Source organism: Anatilimnocola floriformis (assembly GCF_024256385.1).
GTDB classification, from domain to species: domain Bacteria; phylum Planctomycetota; class Planctomycetia; order Pirellulales; family Pirellulaceae; genus Anatilimnocola; species Anatilimnocola floriformis.
The window spans coordinates 22,262-39,836 of the sequence record NZ_JAMLFW010000002.1; the positions used below are offsets into that span (position 1 = coordinate 22,262).

Consider the following 17,575-nt stretch of genomic DNA (forward strand, 5'->3'; position numbering starts at 1 on the left):
CTCTTGAGGGCCCGTCATGCGCACTTACCTGTTCACCCTGTTTGCATTCGGCTTGGCCGTTGTGGGTCTGGCGGGATGCGGCGCCGCACCGGTGCAAGTGGCGGGGATGGACGTGCCAGAATTGCTGGAGTTGCTCGAAGACGAGCAAATGAAGAAGAACCCGCACGCCTACACCGAGGTCGACCTGGGGCAATTCAAAGTCACTCGCATGTTGCCCGCCGACGAAGGTCAGCTGGTCGTCCGCTTTCATCTCATCGGCGTCGTACCCGAAGCCAAACAGGAAGAGTTCACTGGGACGATGCCGAAGTACGAGACGCGGCTGCGGGATTCGATCTTGGCGCTCGTGCAAAAAGCCGAGCCAGAACATCTGTCGGACCCGGCTCTCAGTTATCTGAAGGCCGAAATGATGGCGACCATCAACGAGCAGATGCACACCCGCTTGCTGCGCAGCGTGGTCTTCAGCGATCTGTCGATCCAGCGGAAGTAGGTTTCGCGCGGGAATCTCGCTTGTCACTCTTTTCGGCGCGCCTGTCGCGCCCGGCGACAAGCGTGCGGCGGAATCGACTCGTTTTGACGCATAAAATGCGATTGTTACGAATTGCAGCCGCGGTATGCGCCGTGCTACGTTGAGGCGAAGCGCGACATTTCCTGCGCCACTATTCCACTCGGTCTTTTCGGGAATTTGATTTATGCAAGCGAAGCAACTTCAGCGGCGTCTGTTCTTGGCAGGTTTGGGGAGCGTGGCTCTGGTGGCCGCGACCTCGCGCCTTTCCTTGGCCCAGGAAAAGAAAGATTCCGCACTGAGTGCCGACGAGACCAAAAAGCTGAACACGGCCGTCTCAAAAGGCTTGGAGTTTTTGAAGACCAAGGGCCAGTCCGAAGACGGCTCGATCTCGCGCGGCATTGGCATCACGTCGCTCGGCATCGCGGCCATGCTGCAGAACGGTCTCACGCCGCAGGACCCAGCCGTGGCGAAGGGTTTGAAGCTGATCGAATCGTCGGCTCAGCCGAGCGGCGCCATCATGTCGCCGAAGAGCCGGTTTCAGAATTACGAAACCTGCCTCGCCGTCGTCGCCCTCAGCCTCGCCAACAAGGATAAGAAGTACGACGAAATCCTGAAGAAGGCCGACAAGTTCATTCGCTCGAACCAATTCGACGGCGAAGAAGGCCACGACAAAGACAGCGTGATGTTTGGCGGCGGCGGCTACGGCGCTGGCGGCCAAGGTCGCCCCGATCTGTCGAACACGGCCTTCATGGTCGAAGCTCTGAATGCCGCCGGTGCGAAGGCTGATGATCCTGCCATCCAAAATGCACTCGTCTTTGTGTCTCGCTGCCAGAACCTGGAATCGCCCTACAACACCACCAAGTACGCGGCTCTCGAAAACGACGGCGGATTCTATTACACCGGCGCTCTCGACAAGCCGAAGGAAGACGAACTGACGGCCAAGGGTGGCCTGCGGAGCTACGGCACGATGAGCTATGCCGGTCTGAAGAGCTTGATCTTCGCTGGTCTGAAGCAAGACGACCCGCGCGTGAAGGCCGTCAACGGCTGGATCAGCAAGAACTACGACCTGAAGACCAATCCCGGCATGGGCGGCTCGGGCTTGTTCTATTATTACCAGACGTTCGCCAAGACCTTGGATGTGGTCGGCGAAGCGAACATCAAAGATGCCAAGGGCGTGGAACACAACTGGCGAAAAGAACTTGTCGACGAACTGGCCAGCCGCCAGCGCGAAGACGGCGCGTGGGTGAACACCAACGGCCAATGGATGGAAGGCGATGCTAACCTCTGCACCTGCTTCGCCCTCCTCGCCCTGAGCCACTGCCGCGGGAAGTAGTACCGCATCCGGCAGAAGCATTTCGAAAATCACCAGCGGCTGGAACAAGTAATTTGTTCCAGCCGTTGTGCGTTGGAGGGAGATCGGTTCTGCCGCGACGAAGAAACGAGTTCAAGCGAGAATACTGTATACTCGCCTTTTCGTACTCTTCGGATCGAATTGCCAGCTCTGAATTCTGGCGAATTCAGCTACTTTAAAACGCATTGCTCCCATGTCCGCCTACCCCGTCGGCCTCAGTCAACCGCAACCCGATCGTCTGCTCATCGAATGGAGCGACGGCGAAAAGCGGTTATGCACGATCAAAGAAATGCGCGAAAACTGCCCCTGCGCAACGTGCCGTGAGAAGCACAACGCGCCGCCGCAGCCGGTGAATTTGAAGTCGCTGACGATTTTGAACGACGCCCAGCTGCAGCCGCTGCGGATCGTGTCGATGCGGCCGCTGGGAAATTACGCGTATAACGTCTCCTTCAGTGATGGGCATGACGCGGGGATTTTTACGTTTGAGTTGCTGCGGGTGTTGGGAGAAAAAACGTAGCCTTGAGTGATGCGTGCAGGGCGGTAGCTGACACCCGCTGCAAACGCTCTCCGCGAGAATTTCGAAGAGTCGATCTCATGAATGACGAGCCTTGGTATGGCGCGAAGTGCATCTTCCTTCATGCGAAAGGTGCTGGTCGTTCCAAGCAGTTTTACGAAGAACGAGTCGTCTTAATAAAAGCCGAGAACTTTGACAAAGCCGTTTCGCGGGCTGAGGTCATGGCAGAAGAGTATGCGAAAGGCCTTGATGGGTGCGCATACGCTGGATTCATGAATGTTTTCCACATCTTCGATGAGCAGATCGGCGATGGCACGGAGGTCTACTCGCTCATGCGAAAAAGCGATTTGAGCAAGGACGAGTACCTAGACAAGTTCTACGACACCGGGGCTGAGCGGAGCGGCGGCGCGGAAGCGTCGTCCTCCTGATGTGTCACTCGTTCTGTTCCGTTTAGAATCCATGGATGAAAACCGGCATCCAGGCAATGCTCGAGCTGCTGCATGGCAGCGGCGTGAAATATATTTTCGGCAACCCCGGCACGACGGAGTTGCCGCTCAATGAAGCGCTTGTCACCGACAAGCGGTTTCAATACATCCTTGGCCTGCAGGAAGTGCCGGTCATGGGGATGGCCGACGGCTACGCGATGGCGTCGGGCAAGCTCGCGGTGGTGAATCTGCACATCAGCTGCGGCCTCGGTCATGCGATGGGCATTCTTTACAACGCCTTTCGCGAAGGAACGCCGCTGCTCGTCACGGCGGGGCAACAAGATCGCCGGCTGAAGTTCGAAGAGCCGATTCTTGCCGGCGACATGGTCAGCGTCACCAAGCCGTGGACGAAATGGTCGTGCGAAGTGAACCGCGTGCAGGATCTGCCGAACGCGGTTCGTCGCGCGGTGCAAATTGCGCTAACACCTCCGACGGGGCCGGTGTTTTTGTCGCTGCCCATTGATGTGCAGATGGAACTGACCGAGGGGCTCGACCTCACGCCGCCGCAAGTGCCGAACACGCGCGTCAGGCCGCCGATGGAATCGCTGCAGCGGGCCATCGAAGTGCTGCTGAGCGCGAAGAACCCCGCCATTCTCGCCGGTAGTCGGATTGTCGAGCGAGATGCCGTGCAGGAATTGGTCGATGTAGCCGAGCGGCTTGGCGCGCCCGTCATCGCCGAGCCCGGCACCACGCACGGACGGCTGCCGTTTCCTTGCGACCATCCGCTCTATGGCCAGGGCCTGCCGCTCTGGTCGCCGGAAGTGCGCGAGCGTTTGAAAGAGTACGATGCACTCCTCGTTGTCGGCATGGATCTGCTGCGTCTGTATGTCTACTACGATCCGCCGCGGCCGTTGCCGGAGCATATTCGGCTGGTGCATCTCGACGAAGATCCGTATCAGCTCGGCAAAAACTATCCGCTCGATGTCGGCGTGCTTGGCGATACCAAAGCGGGCCTCGCCGATTTCGGCTCGATGCTGAAAATGATCGTGCCGCAGCTGCCGCCGGAACAGCGCGAGCTGATCGCCAATCGCAAACTGCGGCACACGGCCGAACACCTTGCCGCCCGCGAACGATTGAAAACGCAAATCGCCGCCGATGCCGACAAACGACCTCTCACGCCACTGGCACTCATGGGTGCGCTCGCGAATATTCTGCCGCCCGATGTGGCCGTTATCGAAGAAGCCGTGACAACGACGAACACCACCTTCGAGCGTCTCGGCGCATTGAAAAACACCACCGGCTACTTCGGTCATCGCGGCTGGGCGCTCGGCTGGGGAATGGGTGTCGCCATCGGCGCCAAACTCGCTTGGCCCGATCGGCCCGTTCTCGCCCTGCTCGGCGAAGGCGCAGCGGGCTACGGCATTCAAGGGCTCTGGTCGGCGGCGAAATACAACCTGCCAGTTGTCTTTGTCATCTGCAACAACGCGCAATATCAAATCCTGAAAATCGGCGCGAAGGGTCTGCAGCTGCCGCATGCGTTGAATGATCAGTACGAAGGCCTCGATCTCGTCGGCCCGGAAGTTGACTTCGTCAAAGTCGCCGAAGGTTTCGGTGTCGCTGCCAAACGGATCAGTGAGCCCGATGAACTTTGCGCCGCGATTCAAACCGCCTGGCAAGGGAATCGGCCGCTCCTGATCGACGTGCCGATCAGCCGCGTGACGCAACCGCGTTTGCAATACGGTTAGCGCGAGCCGTGGATTACAATGGATGGCTCGCAGCTCCCTTTCCCGCGCCGGCTCCATCATGACTTTGCAGATCATCCACAACGCCACGTGCACTGCTTGCAGCTGCGTCTGCGACGATATCGAGCTGCACCACGATGACGTCCGCATTCACGAAGCCAGGCGAGCCTGCGAACTCGGTACGCCTTGGTTTTTGAATTACACCACGGCGAAGAATTTTCCTGCGGCGTTGATCGACGGCAAAGAAGCGACGCTCGATCAGGCTGTCGCGGCGGCAGCGGACTATTTGCATGCTGCCGATATGCCGCTGATCTACGGATTGAGCAACACCAGTTGCGAAGCGCAGAAGGAATGCGTCGCGCTCGCCGATCAACTCGGCGGTCTGCTCGACAGCGATCGCCATGATCTGACACAAATCGCCGTGCAGATGGGTGGCAAGGTAACGTGTACCCTCGGCGAAGTGAAGCAGCGGGCCGACCTGGTCGTGTATTGGGGCGTCGATCCGGAGGAGAGTTATCCGCGCCACATGTCGCGCTACACCGTCATGCGAAAAAGCAAGTTCCTGCCGCACGGCCGGGCCGATCGCACCATGGTGCTGGTGAATGTCGAAGAGAGCAAGAGCTCGGAAGAAGCCGATCTAGTGCTGCGGGTCACGCCAGCGAGCGACTTTGAACTGATCGCGATTCTGTGCGCGATGCTGCGAGGCCATGAAGTCGCCGACTCCGCCATCGCCGAAACGGGACTGAATCGCGAGCAGCTGGTCGATTTGATTACGCGCATGAAGAGCTGCAAGTTCGGCTGTTTTTTCTTCAGCACCGGCTTGTCGATGACGCGCGGCAACTACATGAATAGTGCGTCCATTCTTTTGCTCGCCGCCGAGCTGAACGCGTTTACTAAGTTCGTCGCCATGCCAATGCCAGGCCATGGCAATGTCACTGGCGCCGACGCCGTCATGCGTTGGCAAACCGGTTATCCCTTCAGCGTGTCGTTTAACCGCGGCTATCCGCGCTACAACCCGGGAGAGTTTTCGACCGAAGAAGTCCTCTCGCGTGGCGACTGCGACGCCGCGATCATCATCGGCGCCGATCCTGTTCCCGCGCTGCCGCCGGCTGCAATCGACCATCTCCGACGCATTCCCACCATCGTGCTCGATCCGCAGATCACGCGCACCAGCCAACTGGCCCGCGTACACATCACCACTGCGCCGCACGGCCTTGCCGCTGGCGGCACTGCTTATCGCATGGATGAGCTCTCGATGCCGCTCAAACCGGCCCTCACGTCGCCCTATCCGACCGATATCGAAGTCATTCAAAAAATCAAAGCCGCCGTCGCAGAAAAGCCGTTCTGGCTCGCAGAAGGAAGCCAGCCGCGAATGCTGCACGCGGAATAAGCGACGTGGGATTCGATCGGCCGTTGATCTACAATGCGGTAGGAGGAACCAACATGGCGACTGGCACGCTGCAGCGGCACCTCGGCCACGACGATCACGGCCGCGAGCTGACGTACGAAGAATTTCTCGCAGGAGATTACGAGGAAGGCTACCGGTACGAACTCATCGAGGGGAGGTTGTACGTGTCGCCTTTTCCAAATTATCCGCATGACTGGATGCTGTCGCATGTAAACGAGTTGCTAACGATTTATCGCGTAAAGAATCCGGCGGTTGTCGCGCGGCTCTCGAGTGCCTCTCGGGTTTTTATCCCAGGCAAGACAAAGACGACTTGCCCCGAACCCGATTTCGCCCTCTATCAAAGCTGCCCGCCAGGCCGAGAGGTCAAGTGGCAAGACATCAGCCCCATGATCGTGGTAGAAATTGCCAGTCCGTTCAATTCCGAAAAGGACTACGTCCGCAACGTTGAGCTCTATCAACTCGTGCCGTCCATTCGCGAATATTGGGTCTTCGATAAATACGCCGACGACAACGGCCCGACGTTGCGTGTTTATCACCGCAGCGCGGCGCGGCAGTCGTGGGAGATTTCCGACTACGGCCCGCGCGATGTCTACACCACCGAGCTCCTCCCCGGTTTTCAATTGCCAGTTTGTCCGCCGAAGTGAGAGATCATGCTGCGTATCACGGGCGGAAAAGTCTACGACCCAGCCAATGGGATCGATGGCAAGATCAAAGACATCTTCATCGGCGATGATGGGCGGTTTGCTGCGGCTGCCGAGGGCGGTCGCACGATTGATGCGAGCGGCATGATCATTTTTCCCGGCGGTGTCGATGTACACACGCATGTCGCCGGCGGCGCGATCAACTTTGCTCGCGCGATGACCCCCGAAGATCATCGCCGTACGCAAGCCTTCATGCGGACGAAGACCCGCCGCAGCGGCCTCGGCGGCATGGCCCCGACGACTTTCGCTACGGGCTATCTGTATGCCGGCATGGGTTTCACCACGCTCAACGAAGCCGCCGTGCCGGTGCTGAATGCTCGACACACACACGAAGAGCTTGCCGATATTCCGATTGTCGACAAGGCCTCGCTCACGCTGATGGCCAACAACGAGATCATGCTCGATCAACTCGAGAAGGGGGAGTACGAGCGGGCCAAGCAAGTCGTCGCCTGGTATCTGTGGGCCGCGAAGTCGTACGGCATTAAAGCGGTGAATCCTGGCGGAGTCGCAGCGTGGAAGTGGGGTAAAGACGCCAAACAGCTCACCTCGCCCGTCGAAGGTTATCACAATCTCACGCCCGGCAGCATCGTCACGCAGCTCGCGCAGATCTGCGACGATCTGGGTTTGCCGCATCCGATTCATTTGCATTGCAACAATCTTGGCGCGCCGGGCAACATCTCGACGACGCTCGACACGCTCAAGCATCTCGAAGGCCGTCGCGCTCACATCGCTCACTCACAGTACCACGCTTACGGCGGCGACGGCTGGGACACCATGTGCTCGGCCACGATGGAACTAGCCGAGTATTTCAACACGCATCCGAATATCACCACCGATGCCGGCGCAGTCGTCTTTGGCGATACCGTCACCATCACCGCCGATGGGCCGTGGCAGCATTTGCTGTACAAGTTGACCGGGCGGAAGTGGGGCAACATCGATGTCGAAAACGAAACCGGCTGCGGCATCGTGCCGTACACCTATCGCCCCAGCAACCTGGTGAACGCGGTGCAATGGGCAGCCGGCTTGGAATTGCTGCTGCTCATCCAAAGCCCTTGGCAAGTCTTTCTGTCGACCGATCATCCCAACGGCGGTTGCTTCTGGCGATACCCGGAAATCATCGAGCTGCTGATGCGGTCCGATGTTCGCAAAGAAGCCCTGAAGCGATTGCCGGACAAAATCAAAGGAAAAATCAAGCTGCCGGAGATCGATCGCGAATACACACTGCTCGATGTCGCCACGGCGATGTCGGCTGGTCCGGCGCGAGCGCTCGGTTTGCATCACAAGGGAAATCTCAGCGTCGGCAGCGATGCTGATCTGGTGATTTACGATTACGACGACAACGTCGCGCGCATGTTCAGCCATCCGCGTTACGTGATCAAAGGTGGCGAGCTGGTGCTCGAGGACGGCGAAATTCGCGAAGCGCCGCAGGGTCGCGAATATCTGGTCCGTCCTGCTTACGACCCGAGCACCGAAGACTTCATGCGCCCGCTGTTCGAAGATTGCTATACGATGTCGTTCGAAAACTATCCGGTCGCGCTGGAGCGAATCGATCGGCCGCATTTGCAAAACTGCGTTCCTGCAGATCAACCTTGAGCGCAGAGCTTGTCCAACTCATGACAATCACCTTCTATCTCAAACGCGAACCGACCGTACCTCTCGAAGCTGAAGTGCTGTCGCCGGACGTCATGGCCGATTTGTCGAATGCCGAGATTCGAGCCCTCACCGTCTTTCATGGTAAACGGCAAGTTCGGCTAGATGAGTTTTTTGACGTCGAGGGAGAGCGAAGTGCCGATTTGGAGTTACACGGCGGGTTGCACAAAGTTCGTTGGATCGGCCATCGCATGTCGCGCGGCAGCGTTGTCATCCGCGGCTCGGCTGGCACGCACCTGGGCGCGTACATGCGCGGCGGCAGGATTGAAGTTCACGGCGATGCCGGCGACTGGATCGGCGCTGAGATGCGCGACGGTCTGATTCATGTCCACGGCAACGCGGGTGGCCAGATCGGCGCTGCCTATCGCGGTTCGCTGCGGGGCATGACCAATGGCACGATCATTGTCGACGGCGCGGCGGGTGTGGAGGTCGGCATGCGGATGCGCCGCGGCACGATCGTCGTCGGCGGTCCGGCTCAGGACTTCGCCGGTCTGCAAATGAAGGGCGGCACGATCATTCTGCTGAGCGGCGCCGAGATTCGCACTGGCGCGTGGATGAAGCGCGGCACGATCATCTCGCTCAAGCCGCTGCACCTCATGCCGACGTTCACGCAGGCGGCAGATACCAATCCCACTTTCGTCAGCTTGATTGCGAAATATCTGCAGCCACTCGGCGTTAAGCTTCCTCACGGCGACAATAGCGTGTATCGCCATTATTCCGGCGATCTGGCCGTCTCTGACAAGGGCGAGATCCTCGTGTGGCAAGCGGCTTCTTAGGCTTTGTCTTTTCCTAAATCAAGAATCACAGCCCCAGCCAAGTGCCGCCTTGATAGGCGATGAACGCGCCAACGTAGGCCAGGCCGGTCATGTAGAAGAACGTGAAGATCGGCCACCAATAGGAGCCAGTTTCGCGTTTCATGATGGCCAGGGTCGACGCGCACTGAGCACACAGCGCGAAGAACACCATCACCGACAGCGCGACGGGCCGAGTGTAAACCGGTTTGTCGGTGCCGTCCCATTTGGCGTCTTTGAGTTGTTCGTGCAGCGGCGTCGAATCTGCTTCAGCACCTTCGCCCAGGTTATAGATGGTGCCCAGAGTCGCCACTATCACTTCTCGCGCAGGGAACGAAGCGATGGCAGCTGAGCCGAGCTTCCAATCCCAGCCGAGCGGTTTGACGGCGGGTTCGATGGCTTTGCCCGCGCGGCCGAGGTAACTGTTTTCAAGCAGTGTGCCAGCGATGTGTCCCTGCACGTCGTCGAGCTCTGCTTGCTTGGCTTCAAAGGCTTCTTTTTTGGCGACGTAGGCAGAGTCCTTCTCCTTTTCTTTGTCGCTGATTTTTGCGGCATTCAGCTTCGCATCGTACTCTTCGAAATCTTGCTTCAACGGTTCCACTTCCGCCAGCAAAGCTGCTTCGCGATCGCGCACGCCGGCGGCGAGCACACGCTCATCGTGCGGATAATATGCCAAGGCCCAGACGACGATTTGCACCAGCAAAATGAGCGTTCCCGCGCGATAGACAAACGCCCAACCTTGCTCAAACATGCGATGCAAAACGATCCAAGGGCCAGGCCATTTGTAGCTCGGCAGTTCGAGGACGAACGGCGGAGTGGGGCCGCGGAGAATCGTCAGTTTCAACAGCCAGGCGATGCCGATGCCGACGACCGCGCCGAGCGAATACATGGCGAGGTAAACGAGTCCTTTGAGACTGATGACGCCCCAGAGCCATGTCCTGTCAGGAAAAAAGGTTTCAATCAGCAGCACATACACAGGTATGCGCGCACTGCAACTCATAAGCGGTGCAACGAGCATCGTTACCAGGCGATCGCGGCGGTTCTCAATCACACGGGCTGCCATGATGCCGGGGATAGCGCACGAAAACGAAGTGAGGAGCGGAATGAAACTCTTGCCGCTCAAGCCGACGCGGACCATCAGCTTGTCCATCAGGTACGCAGCGCGGGCCATGTAGCCGCAGTCTTCGAGGATGGCGATGAAAAGAAACAGCGTGAGAATCTGCGGCAAGAACACGATCACGCCACCGACTCCGGCCACCACGCCATTCGCGAGGAGCGATTGCAGCGGACCAGCGGGGATGAGCCATTTGACGAAATCCCCCGCTGCGCCGACCAACCAATCGGTGGCAGCTCCGGCCGGTTCGGCGATCCACGACACAGATTGGAAGAGAACAAACATCACCACCATAAAGACGAGCGTGCCATAAACGCGGTGCGTCAAGACACGATCGACCTTATCGCTGAACGTATCGGTCCGTTCTTTCGGGCGCGCGACCGCGGACTTCAGCACTTCGCCAGCCCATTGATAGCGGGCCATGGCTTCGACAGCGGGAACCGGCGCGCCGGCCTGCTTCAATCGTTCGCGAGCGGCGGGAAGTTCTTTGAGCAATTCCTGCGAAACACCCGGCAATTCCGCACCGGCGAGATAGCCGCTGGTGTCGAGCAACAAGCGCTCAGCGAGATAGCGGGGCAGTGGTTCGGCGTTCTTCTGCGTCAGCACGGACAGCTTGCGCACTTCCTCCTGAAATGCCGCCGGAAACGGGCTGTCGATTTTCGTCGCCGGCTTTTCTGCAGCCGCGGCGAGCGCTTGCTTCAGCTCGTTGATTCCCTTTCCCTGATTCGCTTGCACCGCAACAAACTGCACCGGCACTTTGGCGGCCAACTTATCGAGCGAGATCTTCACGCCGCGCGATTCGGCGAGGTCCATCATGTTGACCGCAACGACCGCCGGCAGCCCCAGATCGAGAACCTGACTCAGCAGATAAAAATTGCGTTCGAGATTGCTCGCATCGACGATGCACAGCACCACATCGGGCTGCGGCTCGTCTTTGCGACGGCCGAGGAGCACATCGACCGCGACCATTTCATCGGGCGACTTCGGCGCGAGACTGTAAGTGCCCGGGAGATCGACAAGCCGAAATTGCCGGCCGTGGAACTCTGCTCGGCCTGACTTTTTTTCGACCGTAACGCCCGGATAGTTTCCGGTGCGAACGCGGCCGCCCGAGAGAGCGTTGAAGAGAGTGCTCTTGCCAGTGTTGGGATTACCAATCAGGGCGACGCTGATCGTCGCCGGGGAAGTTGCCGCTGCAGTCATGAAAATCCGGTCTCACTGTCTCTAGTTTGCGGATGGGGGCGGGACACCGAGTGCCTGAAAAGCCGAGTCGATCGCAGTTACGAGATCGGCTGCACGTCGAAACTCGGGGCGTTTGCAAACGACCAGTGGAAGTTGACTCTTACTCTCCGGTAGTTCAATCCAGCCTGCCCACTCCACATGTGATCGCTTTGCATTGACGCCGGTGCTGACGAATTGATTCACGAATGGCTCAGCCCAATTCCACCCCGTTACCAAGACGACGCGCCGCGGACGCCAGATCTCGAGTTCGCTCGTGAAATAATTTTTGCAGGCATTCTCTTGCGCCGTACATAAGCGATTGCCTGGATTTCCACCGTTGTAGGGCGCCACTTTATAAAGGTTCGACCAGATCAGGTGACTGTACCAACCAGTTTTGGTCGAAGCTGCTTCATCGCTCTCGCGTTTCGATTGGATCAATTCATCGCGAAGAAAATGATGTGTCAGTTGATACATCAACCGGCTGAACGCGCTTCGTTTCCAATTCCAGTCTTGCGGCTTTTCCACCCAGTACATCGGGCATTCAGTGGAAGTGAATTCTTCAGTAGCGGCAGCCACGACCTTCGAACAGTACGACGAATCGGCGATATCGGCGACCGTCCAAGGTGTAGCCCAACCATTGGGAGCGCGACCGACAATCATCAGTCCGTTGTGACGAGCAGCAAGTCCTCGCCGAGGAATGAACGTCGTCAATTGCTGATCGGCAAACCTGTCACGCTTCGTGTAGGTTGCCACGGCTGCCAACAATTGGCTGTGCATTTCCGACAGGCGTTCGAAATTTTCAGCAGAACCAAAGATGGATGCGATGTGCTCGCTCATAGCGCGACCTGTTCTCGGCGAGGTTAGGTCGTCAATTGCACGCGGGCGGCTTCGCTCTTGCGAATGCTGAGGCGGTAGCCGCGAACTTCGATTTCCAGAGGATCACCCAGCGGCGCGACGCCGAGCACGGTCAATTCAGTGCCGGGGATCAGCCCCATTTCCATCAGGCGAATGCTGATCTCATCGGCGTCGGTCACGGAGGCGACGGTGGCCGATTCGCCGACCGCGAGCTGCGCGAGAGTTCTCATGCCGACCTCGCGCTGGCGAGCGGCTGCACCAGAATCTGAAACAGGTTGGCATCGCGCAAACAAACCTTCGAGCTGCCGAGTCGCACGATGCAGGGGCTGCCAGGCTGGACCATTTCGATACTGGCACCTTCGCGCAGGCCCATCTCCTGCAACCGCTGCACATCGTTCGGATCGCCAAGCAAATGATCGATCCGCGCGGCCTGACCGGCGGGCAACATCTGCAGAGGAATGAGGTCCATGACGAGCTCGAAGAGGCGGGAGAGTGCAGCGGCGGGCTAACTGAGAACGGGTATCAATATATGCCGAATGCGTCGGCAAAGCCAGTGAGGCAACTGGCACATCACTTGCTTAAGTTTGCTGCGGGAAAACGCACAGCAAGGAAGTCAACACCATCGATTGACAACTGGAAAGGCACTTTTATGCGGATCGCAGGACTAACTTTGATCGTGCTCGGTATTCTTGCTCTGCTGATTCGGAGCTTCACTTTCTTCTCGACCGAGACCGTTGTCGGGCCCGCAGGGTTGTTCGCGTGGGACGTTTCGCGACCACACACGATCTTTATCAATCCACTAGCTGGCATCCTCGCAGTGATCGCTGGCTTTGTGTTGCTGACGATGAACCGCCGGCAGCTGACGGCCTGAGTATAGCCATCACGCTCCGCAGTAAGGCTGAGTGTAGTCATCACGCTCCGCGTGGTGAGGCGATGTGCTGAGCCCATCAAGAAACAAAAACCGGGGCCGCAATTATTGCAGCCCCGGCGTTGATTTGAACTGTGGTTAGTCCTCACGCGGAGAGCGTAAGAGCTACACGCTTAGTACAAGTAGATGAAGTCGAGAGCGACCAGCGACTGATCCGACCGCGTGCCATCGCCGTAAGGCTGGGCAGCGGCACCGGCAACGGCGTTGCCATCGAACTTGTCGTAGCGGTATTCAGCCCGCACGGTCAGGTTTGAAGTCGGGGTCCAGTTCAGGCCCGTCGTGACTTCGTAGAAGCTGCCCGAGAAGCCCGAGCCGGCCAGCGGCTGGCCAGCGTCCGGACGCAGGCCGGTCACGCGAACACCAGCATCGTCGCGGAACCATTCGCCACGCAGACCCCACTTCCAGCAATCGTTGATCTTGTAGAAGAGGTATTGGTTCACGCCGTACCACTGAGCTTGATTGGCACCAGCGCGATCGGCGTTGTCCTGGCTGGCGAAGTCATGCTGGAAGATGTACTGCCAGCTGTCGCTGATGTTCCAGGTATAGACCAAGCTGTGCATGTAGCGATTGGTGTAATCGTTCGCGTTGTTCACGGTCGGCTCTTTGCCGAACATGACGTTGAACGCAAGCGTATCCCGTTCGCCCGTCCAGGTCAGACCGAGAATGAAACCTGGATCGTCTTGCGAACGATTGAGGGCATCCCAACCATTCACCAAGGCGTAGTTCAGGTTGATTTCGTCATTCCACTTGTACGAACCCAAGATACCCCAGTGGGTGAAGGGTTCGCCGTACTGCATCGTGTAAGCGTGCGAGTAGAAGAAGTTGCCGTTGGCGGGCACCACTTCGTAACCGATCACGGTGTAGAAGTGACCGATCTTGATCGAGTTCTGCTCGTTACCCACTTCGGCGTAGAGCTGCGGAATGGCCAGGCCGTAGAACGGGCTGCCGTTCCACTTCGGTGCGCCGACGATGTCGGTTTCCCAGCCGTTCGACTGTGTGAAGATGTAATCGCTGCCGTACAGAGCATCGATGCGGCCACCCCAATTCCAGCAGCAGGTTTCGCGATCGATGGTCTTTTCGCCAACGATGTACAGTTGGTTCAACATCGCTTCGTTGCGATCGTTGAAGGTCACCGGACCGTTGTAACGGCTCGGGGGGCTGTCGGGGTTGCCGGTCCAGCCGCCATGCACGAAGCCGTTGATGTTCCAGCATTTTTCCTTCTGGCAGAACAGCCGCCAAGGATCGCACTTGGCTTCTTCTTCCTCGGCAGGTGCTTCGGCCGGGGCGGCAGCTTGCGGTTCCATGCGCGGAGCCGGCGGCACGGCGCCATGGGGCCGAGCCTCGACGGGCGGCTGCGGCGGCCCTTCGACAGGTTGGGTAAAGTCAGCGACCGTATAGGTGGTCTGCGCGCCGGCAATCAGCGGCAGGCCCAAAGATGTCGCGATGCTCATCGTCGCGGCAGCAAGCCAATTAAATTTCATTCCAAGTTCCTCGTGGTGCATGTGTCATGCACGCTGCTTATTGTCCGTGTTGGTCGAGTGACCAACTTGCACCGCAACCGCCTGCGGTCCCCGTGCAGAGCGACACCCGCTAATGCAGATGTTCCCACCGCTCTCGGACTTCAGTTCACTCGGGCAGGCACAGAACTCCTGTCCCGAGTTCCTGGCCGTATTAACTGTTTCGTGCGGAGCTTTTGGAATAATTAATACTCGCGGAGCTATCGAAAAGGTCTGCTTGCGGCGAAAGGTCGCCGCAGCTTGCCCGGCTTCCGTGAGCGGAACAACTTCTTGCCTGTGAATGGCCAGCGAGGCAATTATGGGGCTCATGCCAGCCCCCCTTTCGTACCCCCAGAATATTGCAGCTGACTCAAATCGCCGATTTCTTACTAAGTCATTTCTATAAAAGACTTAACGACGAAAAACGGGTGCAATACCTCGCTCCAGATATCGCACATTATTGCCGCTATTTTGGGTGGTTCGTCTGGTCTGAGAATCAGCAATACGCCCGTGACGCCTCCAGCCCAGCTTTCAATCCTGCGACCACCGGCCTCGTGCCGGTGGGGCGATCACTGGTCAGCTACCAACGCCACCACCGGGTGCATTCTCAGCGGCTCGCTACTCTTCCTCTTCTTCATGCAGCGTCGTCTTGCTCACGATGTCTTGCTGCACGCTGCTCGGCATGATGTCGTAGTGGGCGAGCTCCATCGTAAAACTCCCCTGTCCGCCGGTCATGCTGCTCAGCGTGCGGGCATAGGTGGTGACTTCGCGCAGCGGCACTTCGGCGAAGATCGTTTGATAGCCGCCGCCAGCCGAGTCGGTTCCTTGCACGCGGCCGCCGCGGCCTGACATGTCGCTGTAGAGATCACCCATGAACTTCTCGGGAACGGTCACTTCCATCCGCACGATCGGCTCGAGGAGCGCGGGCTTCGCTTGTTGAAAAACATTTCGGAATGCCATCGAGCCGGCGATCTTAAACGCGGCTTCGCTGCTGTCGACATCGTGATGCTTGCCGTAGTGAACTTCCACGGCAACGTCTTGCACCGTGTGACCAGCGATCACTCCCTTTTCGATTCGCTCTTTGAAACCTTTCTCGATGGCAGGCAAAAAGTTGCCGGGAATGCTGCCGCCGACGACGCTGTTGACCCACAAGAAGCGATGCGTTTCGTCGAAATGAAATTCCTTCATCTGCGGAAAGCGTTCCTTCGTGCAGAACTGCTCCGGCGTGACGTTGCGCGGCAGCGGATACATGCGAATGTGGACCTCGCCGAATTGACCGCGACCGCCCGATTGTTTTTTGTGGCGGTAACTTCCCTCGGCACTCGCCATGATCGTTTCGCGGAACGGAATCTTCGGCACTTTGCTGTCGACGTCGAGTTTGTCGCGCCGATGCAACCGTTCGCGAATGATCTGCAAATGCAGATCGCTCATGCCGGTCATGACTAGTTCTTTGGTCTGCACATCGCGCTCGATCTTCAGCGTCGAATCCTCTTCGACGAGCTTATGCAGTGACGTCGAGAGCTTGGCTTCGTCGGTATGGCTCTTCGGCTTCACGGCCAAGCCGACCATCGGTGTGGGGAACGGAATGCGCGGCATTTCAAATTCGCCCAAGGAATTACCGGTGTGCAGATCTTCCATCTTCGCCACGGCGACAATGTCTCCCACGCCGGCACTCTCGACGGCTTTCGTTTCGGCCCCTTGCACGTCGAGCAGTGGACCAATCTTGACCCCTTTCTTCGCGCCGCAAACATGCACCTGATCGTCCTTCTTCAGCGTGCCGGAATAAATCCGCAGATAGGTAAGCTTCTGCACAAAGGGATCGATCCGCGTCTTGAAAACCTGTGCGATCAGCGGCGCCGCCGGATCGGCTTTGATCTTGATCTCGTCTCCCTCGATTCCATCGCGATGGCCTTCCTTGTAAGCAATCCGTTGAATGTGCCCCGGCGGCAAGGCTTCGTGCGCGAGAACTTCGAGCAGTTCTTTCAAACCGACGCCGGTCTTCGCCGAACAGCAGACGATGGGAATCAGTGTGCCGCGGGCGATGGCTTGCTCGGTGAGCTCTTCGACCTTTTCGTGCGAAGGCTCTTCCCCTTCGAAATACTTTTCCATCAAAGCTGCATCGACTTCGATGATCGATTCGATGAGTTGGGTGTGTGCTTCCGATACTGGCAGCAGCGCGCCGGCGTCATCTCCTTTATCCAGCGTCGTAATGACACCTTTAAAGCCGGCGCCATGACCGATCGGAATGTTGAGGAGCGCGCACGCGTTGCCAAAGGTGTCGCGAATGTTTTCGATCAGCTTGGGGAAGTCGATATTGATGTCGTCCATGCGGTTGATGATGATCATCCGCCCGACGCCAGCCTTGCCGGCTTCTTGAAAGACGCGGCGAGTGTTCACCTCGATGCCGCTGTGAGCATTAATGACGATGGCAGCCATCTCGACCGCGCGGAGAGCGCCAATCGTCTGCCCGATGAAGTCCGAATAGCCGGGGGTATCGATCGCGTTGATCCGCTTCCCCTCGTGCGAGAAGTGCACGATGCTCGACTCGATTGTCCGCTTGTGAGCTTTTTCTTCCGGATCGAAGTCGCAGATGCTGCTGCCGTTGTCGACGCTCGGTTCGCCGTGGACCGCGCCGGTGAGAGCGAGCAGGCGATCAAGCAGCGTGGTCTTGCCGCTCGCGCCATGCCCGCAAAATGCAATGTTTCGAAGTTCCGCCACAGTGACCTTAGCCATGCCTGAATCCTTCGCAGAAAGGGAGAGAAAAGCGAGGCGTCGACGGTGCAGGTTCGTTGCGTGTGCATTCGCATCATGCGAGGTTGTTCGTCGGGGAGTTCCTTGTTTTTTAGTTCGTGGTTCTTAGTTCTTTGTTGTTGGTTC

16 protein-coding genes are annotated in these 17,575 nt (G+C 58.2%); 10 read left to right on the top strand and 6 right to left on the bottom strand.

Going from position 1 to position 17,575, the window contains the following annotated elements:
• Positions 1-16: 16 nt before the first annotated feature.
• The 9 genes from M9Q49_RS24905 (at position 17) to M9Q49_RS24945 (ending at position 9,072) form a co-directional block, all read left to right on the top strand.
• Complete coding sequence (locus tag M9Q49_RS24905) at positions 17-487, top strand: flagellar basal body-associated FliL family protein (RefSeq protein ID WP_254511946.1); 471 nt, start codon at positions 17-19, stop codon at positions 485-487.
• A 202-nt stretch (positions 488-689) separates the two neighbouring features.
• The gene (locus M9Q49_RS24910) at positions 690-1,838 is read left to right on the top strand and encodes a prenyltransferase/squalene oxidase repeat-containing protein (RefSeq protein ID WP_254511947.1); all 1,149 of its coding nucleotides are present in this window, start codon (positions 690-692) and stop codon (positions 1,836-1,838) included.
• A gap of 211 nt (positions 1,839-2,049) precedes the next feature.
• Positions 2,050-2,373 (top strand): DUF971 domain-containing protein, encoded by a 324-nt coding sequence (locus tag M9Q49_RS24915; protein WP_254511949.1) that lies wholly within the window; start codon positions 2,050-2,052, stop codon positions 2,371-2,373.
• Positions 2,374-2,450: 77 nt separating this feature from the next.
• Positions 2,451-2,798, top strand: coding sequence for a DUF4288 domain-containing protein (locus M9Q49_RS24920; protein ID WP_254511951.1), 348 nt, complete (start codon positions 2,451-2,453; stop codon positions 2,796-2,798).
• A gap of 35 nt (positions 2,799-2,833) precedes the next feature.
• The gene (locus tag M9Q49_RS24925; protein ID WP_254511953.1) at positions 2,834-4,540 is read left to right on the top strand and encodes a thiamine pyrophosphate-binding protein; all 1,707 of its coding nucleotides are present in this window, start codon (positions 2,834-2,836) and stop codon (positions 4,538-4,540) included.
• A gap of 22 nt (positions 4,541-4,562) precedes the next feature.
• Positions 4,563-5,927 carry a formylmethanofuran dehydrogenase subunit B gene (locus tag M9Q49_RS24930; protein WP_254511955.1) on the top strand — a complete coding sequence of 455 codons (1,365 nt, stop codon included), beginning with the start codon at positions 4,563-4,565 and terminating at the stop codon, positions 5,925-5,927.
• A gap of 53 nt (positions 5,928-5,980) precedes the next feature.
• On the top strand, positions 5,981-6,589 hold the full coding sequence (locus M9Q49_RS24935; protein ID WP_254511957.1) for a Uma2 family endonuclease: 609 nt from the start codon (positions 5,981-5,983) through the stop codon (positions 6,587-6,589).
• A gap of 6 nt (positions 6,590-6,595) precedes the next feature.
• Positions 6,596-8,239: a formylmethanofuran dehydrogenase subunit A gene (locus M9Q49_RS24940; RefSeq protein WP_254511959.1), complete on the top strand. Its 1,644-nt coding sequence runs from the start codon at positions 6,596-6,598 to the stop codon at positions 8,237-8,239.
• A gap of 20 nt (positions 8,240-8,259) precedes the next feature.
• Complete coding sequence (locus M9Q49_RS24945; RefSeq protein ID WP_254511961.1) at positions 8,260-9,072, top strand: formylmethanofuran dehydrogenase subunit C; 813 nt, start codon at positions 8,260-8,262, stop codon at positions 9,070-9,072.
• A gap of 25 nt (positions 9,073-9,097) precedes the next feature.
• Here the strand turns inward: M9Q49_RS24945 and feoB are convergent, their stop codons facing one another.
• Genes feoB through M9Q49_RS24965 form a run of 4 tightly spaced genes read right to left on the bottom strand, consistent with a single transcriptional unit; the run spans position 9,098 to position 12,743 of the window.
• Positions 9,098-11,401, bottom strand: coding sequence for a ferrous iron transport protein B (gene feoB, locus M9Q49_RS24950; protein WP_254511962.1), 2,304 nt, complete (start codon positions 11,399-11,401; stop codon positions 9,098-9,100).
• Positions 11,402-11,422: 21 nt separating this feature from the next.
• A complete protein-coding gene (locus M9Q49_RS24955) occupies positions 11,423-12,256 on the bottom strand; it encodes a hypothetical protein (protein WP_254511963.1) in 834 nt (277 codons plus the stop codon).
• 23 nt (positions 12,257-12,279) lie between these two features.
• Entirely contained in the window at positions 12,280-12,504 is a 225-nt protein-coding gene (locus M9Q49_RS24960) for a FeoA family protein (protein ID WP_254511964.1), read from the bottom strand.
• Positions 12,501-12,743 (bottom strand): FeoA family protein, encoded by a 243-nt coding sequence (locus tag M9Q49_RS24965; protein ID WP_254511965.1) that lies wholly within the window; start codon positions 12,741-12,743, stop codon positions 12,501-12,503. Before M9Q49_RS24965 ends, M9Q49_RS24960 begins: the two co-directional genes overlap by 4 nt.
• A gap of 180 nt (positions 12,744-12,923) precedes the next feature.
• Here M9Q49_RS24965 and M9Q49_RS24970 point away from each other — a divergent pair, with 180 nt between their 5' ends.
• On the top strand, positions 12,924-13,145 hold the full coding sequence (locus M9Q49_RS24970) for a hypothetical protein (RefSeq protein WP_254511966.1): 222 nt from the start codon (positions 12,924-12,926) through the stop codon (positions 13,143-13,145).
• 170 nt (positions 13,146-13,315) lie between these two features.
• On the opposite strand, the gene M9Q49_RS24975 is transcribed toward M9Q49_RS24970, so the two are convergent.
• Entirely contained in the window at positions 13,316-14,683 is a 1,368-nt protein-coding gene (locus M9Q49_RS24975) for a porin (RefSeq protein WP_254511967.1), read from the bottom strand.
• Positions 14,684-15,316: 633 nt separating this feature from the next.
• Positions 15,317-17,431 (bottom strand): elongation factor G, encoded by a 2,115-nt coding sequence (locus tag M9Q49_RS24980; RefSeq protein ID WP_254511968.1) that lies wholly within the window; start codon positions 17,429-17,431, stop codon positions 15,317-15,319.
• Positions 17,432-17,575 lie beyond the last annotated feature (144 nt).